Genomic DNA, 14,838 nt, shown 5'->3' with positions numbered 1-14,838 from the left:
CGCTGTTTGAATCGCGAACAAGTGCCACCGCCGCTCTCACTGCGCTACCTGAACGCCGCCCGATATTCCCCCGGCGTACTGCCCAGGCTTTGTTTGAAGCGATTGGCGAAGTGGCTGGCGCTGGCGAAACCGCAGGCAAGTGCTACATCGCCCAGTGCCAGAGTACTGTTGCGCAGCAAATCGCGGGCGCGGGCCAGGCGGCGGGACAGCAGGTATTGATGGGGCGGCACGCCGAAGCTTTCGCGAAACATGCGCGCAAAGTGATAAGGCGACAGCGCGCACTGCGTCGCCAGTTGACCGATGCTTAGCGCCTCGGCCAGCCGGTGTTCGATGTAGTCGACCAGTTGGCGTCGTTGATAGGCGGCCAGTCCGCCCTTGAGTTGCAGCCCCTCGCGCAAGCCCACTTGAGTCAGTACGGCATGGTCGAGCAGGGCGCTGGCCAGGCTGCTGGTCAGCAGGCGTTCGCCGGGCTCGTTCCAATTCATGCCGAGCAGTTGGTGAAAACGCCGGTTTTGCGGCTCGTCATCCTGAAAGGTGATTTCCCTCAGTTGCAGCTCTCGTGGCTCGCGGTCGAGCAGACTGATGCAGCCCAACGCAAATTGCTCCTGGCTGACATACACATGGGCCAGACGAATCTCGCCATTGATCACCCACGCCGATTGATGATCGGCGGGCAGGACGCAGAGTTTGCCCGGTGCGCCTCTGGCCCCGGGTTGTTCACGGCGAAAGGTGCCGGTGCCGCCGGAGATGTAGCACGACAGGGTGTGGTGAGTCGGCGCTTCATAATTGCGGATGTCGTGATGGTTGCTCCACATGGCCGCAGCCATGCCGTCACCCAGTTCGACGCTACGTTCCAGCCGTGCATTGGGCGAGCGGCCCATAGCTTGAAAGACTTGCAGGGTTTGCAGTGGGTACATGGTCAGTTCTCCAACGCTTTGCATCCTACTCCGTCGCGCCTCGGCTGCCAGCCCCGTACCAACAAAAGCGCAAGAATCTGCAAGTGCGCGCACAAGCGAAGGCACAAACTGAAAGCCATTGTCTGGAGTGCGCCATGAACCTGTTCTTGTATGTATTGACCGTGCTGATCTGGGGCACCACGTGGATCGCCCTGAAGCTGCAACTGGGGGAGGTGGCGATTCCGGTGTCCATCGTTTATCGCTTTGGTCTGGCCGCACTGGTGCTGTTTGTCGTGCTGTTGCTCAGCCGCAAGTTGCAGGTGATGAACAGGCGCGGGCATCTGATTTGCCTGGCCCAGGGTCTGTGTCTGTTTTGTGTCAATTTTATGTGCTTTTTGACCGCTAGCCAGTGGGTCACGACCGGCCTGATTGCGGTGGTGTTTTCCACCGCCACACTGTGGAACGCACTGAATGCGCGGATTTTCTTCAAGCAGAAAATCGCCCGCAATGTGATCGCCGGTGGTGCCTTGGGGATGCTCGGCCTGGGTCTGTTGTTCTGGCCTGAATTGAGCGGGCATACCGCGACGCCGCATATTTTGCTCGGCCTGGGCCTGGCGCTGATTGGTACCTTATGTTTTTCGGCGGGCAATATGCTGTCGAGTGTGCAGCAGAAGTCTGGCCTCAAGCCTCTGACCACCAACGCCTGGGGCATGTTCTATGGTGCCAGCATGCTGGCGCTGTACTGCGTGTTTAGTGGCATCCCGTTCGGCATGGAATGGAACACGCGCTATATCGGCTCGTTGTTGTACCTGGTGATACCGGGCTCGGTAATCGGCTTTACCGCGTACCTGACGCTGGTCGGGCGTATGGGGCCGGAGCGCGCTGCTTACTGCACGGTGTTGTTCCCGCTGGTGGCGCTGAACGTGTCGGCCTTCGTCGAAGGCTATCAGTGGACCGCGCCGGCGCTGGCTGGGCTGGTGCTGGTGATGCTGGGTAACGTGCTGGTGTTTCGCAAGCCCAAGCCGGTGGCACTGCAAGCCAAGCTGGCGTGAGGAGCCACCCCGTAGCAGCTGCCGAAGGAACGAGGCTGCGTTCGGTTGCGCAGCGACCGTAGATCCTTAATCCGGAATTATCCTGACTCACCGCAGGGGCTGGTTTTGCGACGACTGCGCCGTCGAACGCAGCCTCGCGGAGCTCGACAGCTGCTACAGGGTTTATGTTGCCAAGCGGGTCAACCCTTGAACACCTGCGGGTTGACCAGATCTTGTGGGCGTTCGCCCAGCAGAGCGCTGCGCAGGTTGGCCAGGGCGCGGTTAGCCATCGCTTCACGGGTTTCATGGGTCGCCGAGCCAATATGGGGCAGGGTGACCGCATTTTTGAGTTGGAACAGCGGTGAATCGCTCAGCGGTTCTTTCTCGTAAACGTCCAGACCCGCGCCCCGGATGGTGCCGTTTTGCAGGGCCTCGATCAGCGCAGGCTCGTCAACCACCGGGCCACGGGAGATATTTACCAGGATCGCACTTTTCTTCATCAGCCCCAGTTCGCGGTGGCTGATCAGGTGCCTGGTTTTTTCGCTGAGTGGCACCACCAGGCACACAAAGTCAGCCTCGGCCAACAGTTGATCCAGGCTACGGAACTGCGCGCCCAGTTCTTGCTCAAGCTCGGTCTTGCGGCTGTTACCGCTGTACAGGATGGGCATGTTGAAACCCAGTCGACCCCGGCGAGCAACAGCTGCGCCGATATTGCCCATGCCGACGATCCCCAAAGTCTTGCCGTACACATCGCTGCCGAACAAGGCGGGCGGCATGCTGGCCTTCCACTCGCCGGCCTTGGTCCAGGCGTCAAGCTCCGCGACCCGGCGAGCGCTGCTCATGATCAGGGTAAAACCCAGGTCAGCGGTGCTTTCTGTGAGCACGTCCGGAGTATTGGTGAGCATGATGCCGCGCTCGTTGAAGTAATCGACATCGTAGTTGTCATAACCCACCGACACGCTGGACACCACTTCCAGCTGTTTGGCGTTTTCCAGCTGCTTGCGTCCCAGCTTGCGCCCGACGCCGATCAAACCGTGGGCGTGGGGCAATGCCTCATCGAACTGTGCGTTGATATCGCCCAGTTTGGGGTTGGGGGCAATCACATTGAAGTCTTGCTGCAAGCGCTCGATCATCTCGGGCGTGACACGGCTGAAGGCAAGTACGGTTTTTTTTGCGCTGGAAAGGCTCATCGGAACAAGGCTCATCGGCTGTCGGGAATGCAAGCAAGCTAACATTCCCGCCCACCATCCGCCAATCCTGTAGCCGCTGCCGAAGGCTGCGATGGGTTGCGAAGCCGCAGGTCCTGCGGCCCTTATCGCAGCCTGCGGCAACGGCTACAGAGGCGTTTGTTTCAGCTATACGTCACCAGCTCGGTCTGATGCGCGGTTAAAATTTCCGGCAACGAGCTTTTCAGGTATTCGACCCAGGTTTTGATCTTCGCATCCAGGTATTGGCGCGAGGGATAGATGGCGTACAGGTTCAATTCCTGCGAGCGGTACTTGGGCAGCATGCGCACCAGTGTGCCGTTACGCAGGCCTTCGATGGCGGCGTACACCGGCAACACGCCCACGCCCATGCCGCTGGTGATCGCGGTTTTCATTGCATCGGCCGAGTTGACCAGAAACGGCGAGGAGTTGATCAGGACCATTTCCTGGCCTTCCGGGCCTTCGAACACCCATTTGTCCAGTGCAATCACCGGGCTGACCAGGCGCAGGCAGGAGTGGTTGAGCAGGTCGCTGGGTTTGATTGCAGTGCCATTGGCTTTCACGTAAGCGGGCGATGCACAGACGATGCTGTAGGTGATCCCCAGACGCTGGGACACAAAGCCGGAATCCGGCAGCTCGCTGGCCAGCACGATGGATACGTCGTAACCCTCGTTGAGCAGGTCCGGCACACGATTGGCCATGGTCAGGTCAAAGGTCACATCAGGGTGCGTCTTGCGATAGCGGGCAATGGCGTCGATCACAAAGTGCTGACCGATGCCGGTCATGGTATGCACTTTCAGTTGGCCAGCAGGGCGTGAGTGGGCGTCGCTGGCCTCGGCTTCGGCTTCTTCGACATAGGCCAGGATTTGCTCGCAACGCAATAAGTAGCGTTTGCCGGCTTCGGTCAGGGCGATGCGGCGGGTGGTGCGGTTCAGCAGGCGGGTTTGCAGGTGGGCCTCAAGGTTGGAGACCGCGCGCGAGACGTTGGCAGTGGTGGTGTCCAGCATGGCGGCAGCGGCCGTGAAACTTCCGGCTTCGGCCACATAACTGAAGGCGCGCATGTTTTGCAAAGTGTCCATGAAGTGCTCTCAAGGGGCGATATAGGGGACAGCTACCAATTACACAGCGACAAATTGTGACATGAAGTTTCAGGGTTTACCGGCCGGTTTTCATTCGACCAACGGATTATCCCAAGAACGGTAATAAAGATTCACATTTATGCCCGCTTATCGTTGTGCCTGCCAAGCCATAGACTTCTCTATCTCAAGCCTCATCTCCCCTCATGTCAGGAATTTGCAGCAGTGCAGCGTCGCATCAGCAGAGAGCTTAAAGCCCTCAGTGTTCTGGCTTTATCGTTAGCATTAAATGGCTGCATTGGTTTCGGCGGCATTGGTCCCAAAGACGCAATGTTACCTGCCAATACCCTGGCCACCGACGAGGCGATCCAAAGCGCCGCGAAAGATGCAAACTGGCCCAAAGCCCAATGGTGGCACGCTTACGGCGACCCGCAACTGGATCAATGGATCACTCTGGCGGTACAGGGTAGCCCAACCATGGCCATGGCTGCTGCCCGTGTACGTCAGGCCAGGGCTCTGGCGGGCGTCGCCGAGTCGGCTGAGTCACTGCAAATCAATGGCGAATCGACCCTCAAACGGCACAATTGGCCGTCTGACCCGTTTTACGGTCCGGGCGCGCTGGACAACACCACCACCTGGGACAACAACGCCGCGTTGGGCTTCAGCTTTGCACTGGACCTGTGGGGCCGCGAAAGCAATGCCACCGAACAGGCCGTGGACATGGCGCATATGAGCGTCGCCGAAGGGCGCCAGGCCCAGCTCGAATTGCAGAACAACGTCATTCGCGCCTATATCCAGTTGTCGCTGCATTACGCTCAGCTCGACATCGTCGAGTCGACCTTGCGTCAGCAAGAGCAGATTCTCGACCTGGCGCAAAAGCGTCTGGACGGTGGCATCGGTACGCATTTTGAAGTCAGCCAGGCGCAGGCGCCGCTGCCCGAAATTCATCGCCAGATCGATGCCCAGGAAGAAGAAATTGCCCTGACCCGCAACCAGTTGGCGGCGTTGGCCGGTAAAGGCCCGGGCGAGGGCGCCGGTCTGAAGCGCCCAACCCTGGCTCTGAATACCGCGCTCAAATTGCCCTCGGCCTTGCCCGCACAACTGCTGGGTCAGCGCCCGGACGTGGTCGCCAGCCGTTGGGAAGTAGCGGCCCAGGCCCGGGGCATCGATGTGGCCCATGCTGGTTTTTATCCCAACGTCGATCTGGTTGGCAGCATTGGTTTTATGGCCACCGGTGGCAGCGCGCTGGGCTTTTTGACCGGCAAGAAGCTCAACTACAACGTCGGCCCGGCGATCTCGCTGCCGATTTTTGATGGCGGCCGCCTGCGTTCGGAGCTGGGCGTGGCATCCGGCGGTTATGACATGGCCGTGGCCAGGTACAACCAGACACTGGTGACTGCACTCAAGGGTATTTCCGATCAGTTGATCAAACGCGAGTCGATGGAAAAACAGCAGGTGTTCGCCGCCGAGTCGGTTGCTGCCGCGCAGAAAACCTACGACATCGCCATGGTCGCGTTTCAGCGCGGGCTTACCGATTACCTCAACGTACTGAACGCGCAAACCCTGTTGTTCAAGCAGCAGCAAATCCAGCAGCAGGTTCAGGCCGCCCGCCTGAGCGCCCATGCCGAGCTTGTTACTGCATTGGGCGGCGGTCTTGGGGCTGGCTTTGATGTGCCCAAAGATGACCGCTATGTCCCCGACAAACCCCCGGCCGTCATGGCGCTGTTCAATCACTAAACCCCTGATGGCTAATTTTGAGATCCGGTAGATGAACCACTTGCCCGCCCCGGTACGCTGGCTGTATTCCCTGGAATGGCGCCGTGGCTTCTTTGACTGGGCACGCAGCGATGGCGTGACCTGGGTGCATATCTTCAAAGTTTTGATCGCGGCCTTTTTGACCCTGTGGCTGGCCATGCGTCTTGAGTTGCCGCAACCGCGCACGGCGATGATCACAGTGTTTATCGTGATGCAGCCGCAAAGTGGCCAGGTGTTTGCCAAAAGTTTTTACCGATTTTTGGGTACCCTGACCGGTTCGGCGGTGATGGTGGCGTTGATTGCCTTGTTTGCGCAGAACACGGTGTTGTTCCTGGGCTCGCTGGCGATTTGGGTGGGTATCTGCTCGGCCGGTGCGGCGCGCTGCCGTAACTTTCGTGCTTATGGTTTCGTTCTCGCCGGTTACACCGCCGCCATGGTCGGTTTGCCCGCGCTGGCGCATCCCGATGGGGCCTTTATGGCCGCTGTGTGGCGGGTGCTGGAAATCTCCCTGGGCATCCTCTGCGCCACGGTAATCAGTGCCGCGATTTTGCCCAAAACCGCAGGCGCGGCCATGCATGACGCGCTGTACAAACGCTTTGGTGTGTTTGCCGGTTTTGTTGCCGAAGGCTTGCGCGGCCAGTCCACTCAAGAGGCCTATGAAGCCAGCAACGTGCGCTTTATTGGTGAGAGCGTAGGGCTGGAAGGCATGCGCAGCGTGACGGTGTTTGAAGACCCGCACATGCGTCGTCGCAGTGGCCGCTTGAGCCGTCTGAACAGTGAATTCATGGCCATCACCACACGCTTCAATGCCTTGCACCAACTGCTCGCACGTTTGCGCAGCCGTGGTGTGGTAGACGTGGTGTCGGCCATCGAGCCCGAGTTGGAAATACTTGCGCAGTTGCTCGACACCTACGCTGGTCGCTCGTTGACCGATAAAGACGCAGCCTTGCTGGCCGAGCAGTTGGATGCTTTCAAGAGCAGCCTGCCGGGACATGTACGTGCGCTGCGGGTGAAGTTTTTGGACAGTGAGCCCAGCCCCTCGGACTTTCTGGACTTCAATACCGCCTACGAACTGTTGTTCCGCTTCGTTGATGATTTGCACAGCTACGCGTTGACCCACGCCTCGCTGGCCGACCACACCCACGAACGGGAGCGCTGGGATCAGCCCTTTATCTCGCAAACCAACTGGTGGTCAGCGGCGGCATCGGGGATTCGGGCGGCGTTTATTCTGGTGGTGCTTGGCACCTACTGGGTGATGACCGCCTGGCCCAGCGGCGCCACCATGACCTTGGTCGCTGCCGCCACCGTGGGCTTATCCGCCGCCACGCCCAACCCCAAACGCATGGCGTTTCAGATGGCGTGCGGGACCTTTATCGGGGCACTGGTGGGCTTTGTCGAAATGTTCTTTGTGTTGCCCCATATCGACGGCTTCCCGTTGTTGTGCCTGGTGCTGACGCCGGTGATCGTGTTCGGCTCGTTCCTGACCTCGCGGGCCAATTACGCCGGGGTCGGACTGGGCTTGCTGATTTTTTTCAGCATCGGCTCGGTCCCCGACAACCTGACGATCTACAACCCGTACCAGTTCATCAACGACTACATCGCGATGGTGCTGGGCATGCTGGTGTGTGCGGCTGCCGGCGCGATTATTCTGCCGCCTAACAGCCGCTGGTTGTGGAGTCGCCTGGAGCAGGATCTGCGTGAGCAAGTGGTGTACGCCATCAGCGGCAAGTTGCGCGGTTTGAGTTCCAGCCTGGAAAGCCGTACCCGCGACCTGATGCACCAGGCTTATGGCTTGGCAGCCGGCAAGCCGCAGGTGCAACGCGAACTGCTGCGCTGGATGTTTGTGGTGCTGGAAGTCGGCCACGCGATCATCGAGCTGCGCAAGGAACAGGCAATTTTGCCGGTGCACCCGGCGTACGCCGAGGCCCAGCCATGGCGTCAGGCCATCCGGGTTATGGGCCGGGCGCTGGTGCGGCTGTTTATCGCCCCCAGCGAAAGCAACCTGGAGCGTGCGCTGATTGCCGTCGATCACGCCATCAGCCGGGTGCAGTCCACCGACGAACCTTTCGCCCGTAACTTCGACACTTCGGCGCTGGTCCGGGTGCAAAGCTACCTGCACTTTATCCGTACTTCACTGCTCGACCCGCAATCGCCGCTGGCCGCATATGCCCAGCCGCAAGGACTTGAACATGCCTCGTGAAATCGCCTTCCACGGCGTCTACATGCCCACCATGACCCTGATGTTTTTTATCGCGGCGGGGTTGGCATGGGGCTTTGACCGACTGTTTTCCGGCTACGACCTGTACCGCTTCTTCTGGCATCCGGCGCTGTTGCGCCTGAGCCTGTTTGCCTGTCTTTTTGGCGCCATGGCGCTCACTGTTTACCGTTGAGACCGATCCGATGAAAAAGTTTTTCAGCCTGCTCGCCACTTTGCTGGTTCTGGCCCTTGCGATATGGATCGGCCGCACCCTCTGGGAGCATTACATGAACACCCCGTGGACCCGTGATGGACGGGTGCGGGCCGATATCATCAACGTTGCGGCCGACGTTAACGGCTACGTGACAGGCGTGCCGGTCAAAGACAACCAGTTGGTTAAAAAGGGCGACGTACTGCTGGAAATCGACCCTGAGCATTACCAAATCGTGGTCAAGCAAGCGCAATCGCTGGTGGCGTCCCGCAAGGCTACCTGGGAGATGCGCAAGGTCAACGCCCATCGCCGGGCGGACATGGACAGCCTGGTGATCTCCCGCGAAAACCGTGACGACGCCAGCAACATCGCCGACTCGGCCCTGGCTGACTACCAGCACGCGCTGGCTCAGCTTGACGCGGCGCAGCTCAACCTCAAACGCACCAAAGTGCTGGCTACCGTTGACGGCTACGTCACCAACCTCAACGTGCACCGTGGCGACTATGCGCGGGTGGGCGATCCGAAAATGGCCGTGATCGACAAGGATTCGTTCTGGGTTTATGGCTTCTTCGAAGAAACCAAACTGCCGCACATCCGTGTGGGCGACAAAGCCGACCTGCAAATGATGAGCGGCGAAGTATTGAAGGGACATGTGGAAAGCATTTCGCGCGGCATCTACGACCGCGACAACCCCGAGAGCCGTGAACTGGTGGCCGACGTAAACCCGACGTTCAACTGGGTGCGCCTGGCGCAGCGGGTGCCGGTACGTATCCACATCGACGAAATTCCCGATGGTTTCCTGCTGGCCGCAGGCACTACGTGTACGGTGATTGTTGAGCAGGCCCAAGTGGACTGACCTTGGGTTAATCCTGGGGCCGCTTTGCGGCCCATTGCAGCCTCGTGCCTCGGCAGCGGCTACAGGCGGATCTGGTATTTCTGCTAGTAGGCCGGCCGCTGGTTTGCGTTTCTACTCTGATCAAGAACTGCAAAGGCTCTTGATGATGAATATTCACTGCCACACACCAACCTTAACAACCATTGATTCACGTGGATTGACCGTGCGTTCAATCACTTATTGCCGCTCTGCCAGCGATGCAGATGCCGAGGTTCGCATCAATCGAACCCGGTTCGACGAGGCGGGGCGAGTGGTGGCTCAGTGGGACCCGCGATTGTGGGTACTGCATGGCAGTGATGCCTCGACACCGGCCAATGCCGAGCACCTTTACACGCTGACAGGCATTCCCTTGAGATCCTTGAGTGTTGATGCAGGCCTGCGAGTCAGCCTGCCGGGTGAAGTGGGGCAGCTCCTGCACAGCTGGGATGGGCGAGGTAGTCAGCAACATATTCAGTACGACACCTTGCTGCGCCCCCTGGCGATTTTTGAGCATGAGTCAAATGCCCCGGTATCGTGTACTGAGCGTTATATCTATGGCTCTGTAGATCCAATCTGTATCGACCACAACCAGTACGGACAATTGATCCGCCACGATGACCCAGCTGGTACGCGTCACTTCAATGCATTCGGATTGACGGGGCAGGTGATTGAACAAACGCAGCAATTTTTGCAGGCATTGAATCTACCGCACTGGCCATCGGGCGAGAGTGAGCGTGATTGCTTGCTTGAGCCGGGAGGTGGCGCGTCCACGTTGTTTGCACACAACGGCATGGGTGAGGTGGTGCAACAGATTGATGCTCTGGGCAACCGGAACATGTTCGCTCACACGGTAGACGGTCAGTTGTACGAGACCAGATTGCATCTGAAAAATGCCCCAGGGCCTCAAATGCTGGTCCATGGTATTCAATACAGTGCCTGCGGCCAGATACAGCAGCAGACTGCTGGTAATGGCGTGGTCAGCGTGTTCGATTATTGCCCTCGTAGTGACCGTCTCTTGCGTTTGCGTGCTAGCGTTGCCCAGCATAAAGCCTTGCAGGACTTGAACTACGTCTACGATCCGGTGGGCAATATTTTGAGTATCGAGGACAAGGCCCTGCCGATTCGCTACTTCGCCAACCAGTGCATTGAACCGATCAACCGTTACCGCTACGACAGTCTCTACCAACTGATCAGCGCTACCGGATGGGAGGCCGGAGCTGCCAGTAAAGGCCCCGCTCAGATCAGAAACCCGCAGGCCGTGGCCACTTATCGCCAGACCTATCGCTACGATGCCGGTGGCAACTTATTGGAGACTGTCCACCAAGGTGCGCAATCTCATGGGCTTAGGCTGACGGCGGGAAAATACAGTAATCGCTGCCTGCCCGAACAAGACGCTCGCCCGCTGACTGAAGCCCAAATTGCCTCAGGTTTTGATCAGAGCGGTAACCTGTTGGCCTTGGACAAGGGGCGGACATTGAGTTGGGATTTACGTAATCAGTTAAGTGAGGTCCGACCGGTAGAGCGCGAGTCGGGCCTCGACGATAATGAGCGCTACATCTACGGCGCGGATGGCATGCGACAACGCAAGATTCGTTCAACGCAAACCCGTACGCGTACATTGATCAGCGAAACGCGTTACTTGCCAGGGTTGGAAATGCGTATTGACAGGGTTACAGGTACAACTCTGGGCGTAATCACTGCCCAAACCGGTCGCATTTCGGTGCAGGTGTTGCAATGGGAAACACCCTTGCCCAGGCAGTTGGCGTGTGAGCAGTTGTGCTACAGCCTTGCTGATCACTTGGGTTCTTGCACTCTGGAGCTGGATAGCAATGCCAAAATTGTCAGCCGCGAAACTTACCATCCATATGCAACCACGGCGTTCAGTGAGCGGGGGAACTCAAGCGAGTCGAGTTTTCGAACCTTGCGTTACTCAGCCAAGGAGCGGGATGCCACAGGGCTTTATTATTATGGTTTGCGATATTGCGTGATGGGATGGCGCTGGATCAATCCTGATCCCAGTGGCGTTATCTACGGACTGAATCAGTACCGAGCCGTACGCAATAATCCAATTGTCTACCGTGATCCGGATGGATTGGTAGAGGTCTCATGCGTCGATAAGGAAGATCGGCCGTATGACACACTTGCCGAGCAGGGTGCTATTCACCCACTACAGGCTGCCGGCATGGGATCTGTGCGCAGATATTTTTCGAACACTACAGACTCTGCTACCCGCAATTATCGGGATCAAATTCCAGTGGCACTTAACGACGTGATCGAGCGCCGGGGGCCTGCATTTACCAATACTCACGAGGCCCATGTGATTGCTGCTGCACGAACCGGTACGGCAGTCCCGGCGGGTAGCGTGTTGTATCACTCAGGAGAACTGACGTGCGGAATGTTGAACGTGTTAGTGGGGGAGAAAATCACAAGCGAGATAGTGGGCCCTCTGACTTGCGCAGTTAACAGTCCGATTGAGGATCAGGCAGTACTGGCGGCTCGGCGGGAGGGGGTTGCTGATGTTATTGGTGTGGTAGGGGCAGTGGCCAAGCACGCTCGCAATCCTGTGGTCTCTTTTGCGGGCCAGATGGCCGTAAAATTCTCACGGCTAATGAAGAAGAGTGAAGCGCAAACACAGATGCAATATGCGCAACTGACGGATACAGCAATCAGATATGCAGTTATTCCTGCGCAGACTTCTATGCCTTCAATGGCAATTAACAGGTTACCTGTGGACGCGCATTTCGCGGCACTGACCGATTCGCCCATAGCCCTCGAGTCGCTCGTTTCCAGCGGTCGGTACAGCGCCATGAACAGGCGCCTGTTTGCCGCAGCATTTGATCAAGCATCAAATCCCCGGCAAGGGTCTGGAGCACGATCCAACTTTTGATCCCCTTGCCTTGCAGCGGTAACGCACAGTCATGACCGTTACCGTTGCACTTCGATCTCAAGTACCGGCTTGTTGCCTGTCAATCCGCACAAAATGTCTCATGCAAATGCCGCCACAGCACCTTGCCGTCGGCGGTTTTTTCAAATACCACGGTGGCCCGGCGATCAGTGCGGCTGCCGTTGTGTTCCTCTTGCAGCTCGCGGTAGCTGACCACCGCACCGCCTGCGTGCAAGGCAATGCCCTTGAACTCGCTGAGGGTGATTTTCAACCCAGGGCGCGCTCCGCGCAGTTGTTCAAACAGTGTTTCTACCCCGTCGAGATCCAGCACTTTGCCGCCGGGGGTAATCATCGAAAATTGCGGCGAAAAACGCGCTAGCAAAACCGGCAGTACGCCGGGCTCCAGGCCGGAAAACCAGCCTTCAATTTCGACGTGGGTTTCGTTTACCAGATCAAAGTAGCTCGCGTAGTCAGTCATCGGAATCTCCAGGTTAAGGTGCGAGTAAAGCCAGCACGCGGGATGTATCAAGGCGCAGAACGGGAATGAGCGGCACCAGCGTCAATGCACAACCGATGGCAAAGCATAGGGCATAGGCGTGCGGCGTCGAGGTGATCAGGGTCAAAGCGCCCAACAGGGCCATCATCAATGCCGGGCCAAGCAAGAAACTCAGCTGACGGTTGATATTCCATAGCGCGCTGGCGTGGCCCATGTGCTGGGCAGAGACATCAATAAACGCGGTATTTTGCGCCGTGCTGCTGCACAGGCTGCCGCCAAATCCCATCAGCCCGTACAGCGCGATTGGCAGCCAGGAGCTTGAACCATCAATCTGGGTCAACAACCCAATACCCACGGCTTGTGCCGTCATGCCCAGCAAAAGCAACGGCTTTGGCCCGACACGGTTAAATTGATAACGGCTCAGGCAAATGCCCAGCGCCGATGCCAGCGCCCACGGCAGCATCAAGGCGCCGGTTTGCGCAGGGCTCAAGCCCAGTTGGTGCAGGTACAAAATGCTCACCAACTGGGTGCCGATAAAAATTCCGGGAATAAACAGATACGTCAGCATCCCGACCCGCAGCAGTGGGCTTTTCAGCAAGCGCGCCATGTTCAGCGCTCCTGTCACCACACTCCGATAATTCAGCGTCGGGCGCGAAGTGGGGCGGGGCTCTGTCTCAAGCCAGAGTGCGGCCAGCAACAGGGCAAGCACTGCCAGTGGCAGGTTGGCGTAAAACACCCAGCGCCATGACCATGACTCAACCACCCAGCCGCCCAAAACCGGCGACAGCGCGGGTACCAGCAACGCCACCAGTAAAATTACGGAAGTCAGGCGAGCCCGCTCGCGCACCGGAAAGTGCCGATACACCATGGCTTGCCCCACCGGAATCAATAATCCGCCGGCCAGCCCCTGCAGCAAACGCCAACCCATCAGTGCTTCTATCGAGCCCGACTGTGCCACGCACCAGGACGCCAGACTGAACAACAGGAGTGAAGCCATGATCAATCGCTTTTCGCCAAACACGGTTGCCAACCACACGCTGGGCAAAATGATCAGTGTCAGGCCGAGCATGTAGGCGTTGCCGATCCAGGCCAGCTGCGTGACGGATGCGTGCAGTTCCAGGCTGATTTGCGGGTAGGCAATGGCTGCGGCGAACATGTTCACCAGATCCAGCGCATAGCCCAGCAAATACACCAGCGCGATTTTGTTGCGGTAGGCCATGGTCGGCTCCTTGATCGGAGGCCGCACAGTAAGCAGCTTTTGCTTGTGGAGGAACCGTCCGCTCGCTGCTAGATTGTCAAAATTATTTTGACAATTGGCAGGATGAAGCATGGTTAGTCTCGATCGATTCGACACTTTCAAAGCCGTGGTCGAAGCTGGCTCCCTTACCGGCGCTGCGGATCTGCTGGGGCAAACCCGTGCCGTGGTCAGCTTCAACATCAAGCGGCTTGAGGCTGAGCTGGGCGTGACCCTGCTGACGCGCAACACCCGGCGGCTGGCCTTGACCGAGGCGGGTGAACGTTTTTATCTGCACTGCCTGAGCATGCTGGAAGCGGCCCGGCTGGCGATTGACGAAGCCCGAAGCGAGCACACGGAACTCAAGGGCACGTTGCGTATCACCACCACTGTGGAATATGCATTGGCCAAAGTGGTGCCTGCACTGGAGCTGTTTCGCGCGTTGCACCCCGACCTCAACGTGCACTTGTCGACCTCATCGACCCATGCCGATCTGATCTCCGAACGTTTTGATGTGGCTTTGCGCTTGGGCCGTGTGCTCGACTCCAGCCACCGTGCCGTGCAGTTGAGTACTTTCGAGATTCTGCCCGTGGCTTCACCGGCGTTTATTGCCAGCGTGGCGCCCATCAATAGCGTGCAAGCCCTTGAACAAACACCCTGGCTGGAGCATGGACGGGTAGGGGAGTTGAACATTACCGACTCGAGCAGCGGTGTTGCCCAGCCTTATCAGCCCAATCCCGGCAAGGCGCGGATCAAGGCAGACAACTCATCGGTGCTGCTTGCCTTTGCCCTGACCGGGCAGGGCGTTGCGATCTTGCCCGACTGGCTGATTAAAGAGGATTTGCAGGCCGGTCGATTGGTGCATCTGCTTCCCGGCTGGCAATTTACTCGTCAGGGGGTATTTGCGCTGTACCCCGACACCCGGCATCTGCCACTGAAGGTGCGGGTGTTTATCGATTTTATGAAGGTCCATGGCTGA

At 58.3% G+C, this 14,838-nt stretch carries 12 protein-coding genes; 7 read left to right on the top strand and 5 right to left on the bottom strand.

All coding sequences use genetic code 11. The features are described from left to right. Positions 1–44: 44 nt before the first annotated feature. Positions 45–917, bottom strand: a complete 873-nt coding sequence (locus V6L79_RS23070) for an AraC family transcriptional regulator (RefSeq protein ID WP_261742491.1) — start codon at positions 915–917, stop codon at positions 45–47. Positions 918–1,051: 134 nt separating this feature from the next. Between V6L79_RS23070 and V6L79_RS23065 the strand changes: the two genes are divergently transcribed. Then, a complete protein-coding gene (locus tag V6L79_RS23065) occupies positions 1,052–1,948 on the top strand; it encodes a DMT family transporter (RefSeq protein WP_261739570.1) in 897 nt (298 codons plus the stop codon). A gap of 179 nt (positions 1,949–2,127) precedes the next feature. Here V6L79_RS23065 and V6L79_RS23060 read toward each other — a convergent pair whose 3' ends face one another. Together V6L79_RS23060 and V6L79_RS23055 are read right to left on the bottom strand one after the other, a co-directional pair. Next, a complete protein-coding gene (locus V6L79_RS23060) occupies positions 2,128–3,117 on the bottom strand; it encodes a D-glycerate dehydrogenase (protein ID WP_338579556.1) in 990 nt (329 codons plus the stop codon). A 161-nt stretch (positions 3,118–3,278) separates the two neighbouring features. After that, positions 3,279–4,211 carry a LysR family transcriptional regulator gene (locus V6L79_RS23055; RefSeq protein ID WP_261739568.1) on the bottom strand — a complete coding sequence of 311 codons (933 nt, stop codon included), beginning with the start codon at positions 4,209–4,211 and terminating at the stop codon, positions 3,279–3,281. 222 nt (positions 4,212–4,433) lie between these two features. Here V6L79_RS23055 and V6L79_RS23050 point away from each other — a divergent pair, with 222 nt between their 5' ends. From V6L79_RS23050 to V6L79_RS23030, 5 genes are all read left to right on the top strand, one after another. Further along, positions 4,434–5,945, top strand: a complete 1,512-nt coding sequence (locus tag V6L79_RS23050; protein WP_338579555.1) for an efflux transporter outer membrane subunit — start codon at positions 4,434–4,436, stop codon at positions 5,943–5,945. Between the two features lie 31 nt (positions 5,946–5,976). Continuing rightward, positions 5,977–8,163 carry an FUSC family protein gene (locus V6L79_RS23045; RefSeq protein ID WP_261739566.1) on the top strand — a complete coding sequence of 729 codons (2,187 nt, stop codon included), beginning with the start codon at positions 5,977–5,979 and terminating at the stop codon, positions 8,161–8,163. After that, positions 8,153–8,353 (top strand): DUF1656 domain-containing protein, encoded by a 201-nt coding sequence (locus V6L79_RS23040; protein ID WP_016781859.1) that lies wholly within the window; start codon positions 8,153–8,155, stop codon positions 8,351–8,353. The genes V6L79_RS23045 and V6L79_RS23040 overlap by 11 nt, the downstream gene beginning before the upstream one ends. Positions 8,354–8,363: 10 nt before the next feature. Then, a complete protein-coding gene (locus V6L79_RS23035) occupies positions 8,364–9,227 on the top strand; it encodes an HlyD family secretion protein (protein ID WP_338579554.1) in 864 nt (287 codons plus the stop codon). 142 nt (positions 9,228–9,369) lie between these two features. After that, the gene (locus V6L79_RS23030; protein ID WP_338579553.1) at positions 9,370–12,132 is read left to right on the top strand and encodes an RHS repeat-associated core domain-containing protein; all 2,763 of its coding nucleotides are present in this window, start codon (positions 9,370–9,372) and stop codon (positions 12,130–12,132) included. A 79-nt stretch (positions 12,133–12,211) separates the two neighbouring features. Here V6L79_RS23030 and V6L79_RS23025 read toward each other — a convergent pair whose 3' ends face one another. Both V6L79_RS23025 and V6L79_RS23020 read right to left on the bottom strand, forming a co-directional pair. Then, a complete protein-coding gene (locus V6L79_RS23025; protein ID WP_261739563.1) occupies positions 12,212–12,607 on the bottom strand; it encodes a DUF4440 domain-containing protein in 396 nt (131 codons plus the stop codon). A gap of 13 nt (positions 12,608–12,620) precedes the next feature. Then, positions 12,621–13,844: an MFS transporter gene (locus tag V6L79_RS23020; protein ID WP_338579552.1), complete on the bottom strand. Its 1,224-nt coding sequence runs from the start codon at positions 13,842–13,844 to the stop codon at positions 12,621–12,623. Positions 13,845–13,953: 109 nt separating this feature from the next. Here V6L79_RS23020 and V6L79_RS23015 point away from each other — a divergent pair, with 109 nt between their 5' ends. After that, positions 13,954–14,838, top strand: coding sequence for a LysR family transcriptional regulator (locus V6L79_RS23015; protein WP_261739561.1), 885 nt, complete (start codon positions 13,954–13,956; stop codon positions 14,836–14,838).

Origin of the sequence: Pseudomonas sp. ML2-2023-6, from assembly GCF_037055265.1 — a bacterium.
GTDB classification, from domain to species: Bacteria; Pseudomonadota; Gammaproteobacteria; order Pseudomonadales; family Pseudomonadaceae; genus Aquipseudomonas; species Aquipseudomonas kulmbachensis.
The sequence above is the reverse complement of the archived record's forward strand: the minus strand, read 5'-3'. Positions and strand labels throughout refer to the sequence as shown.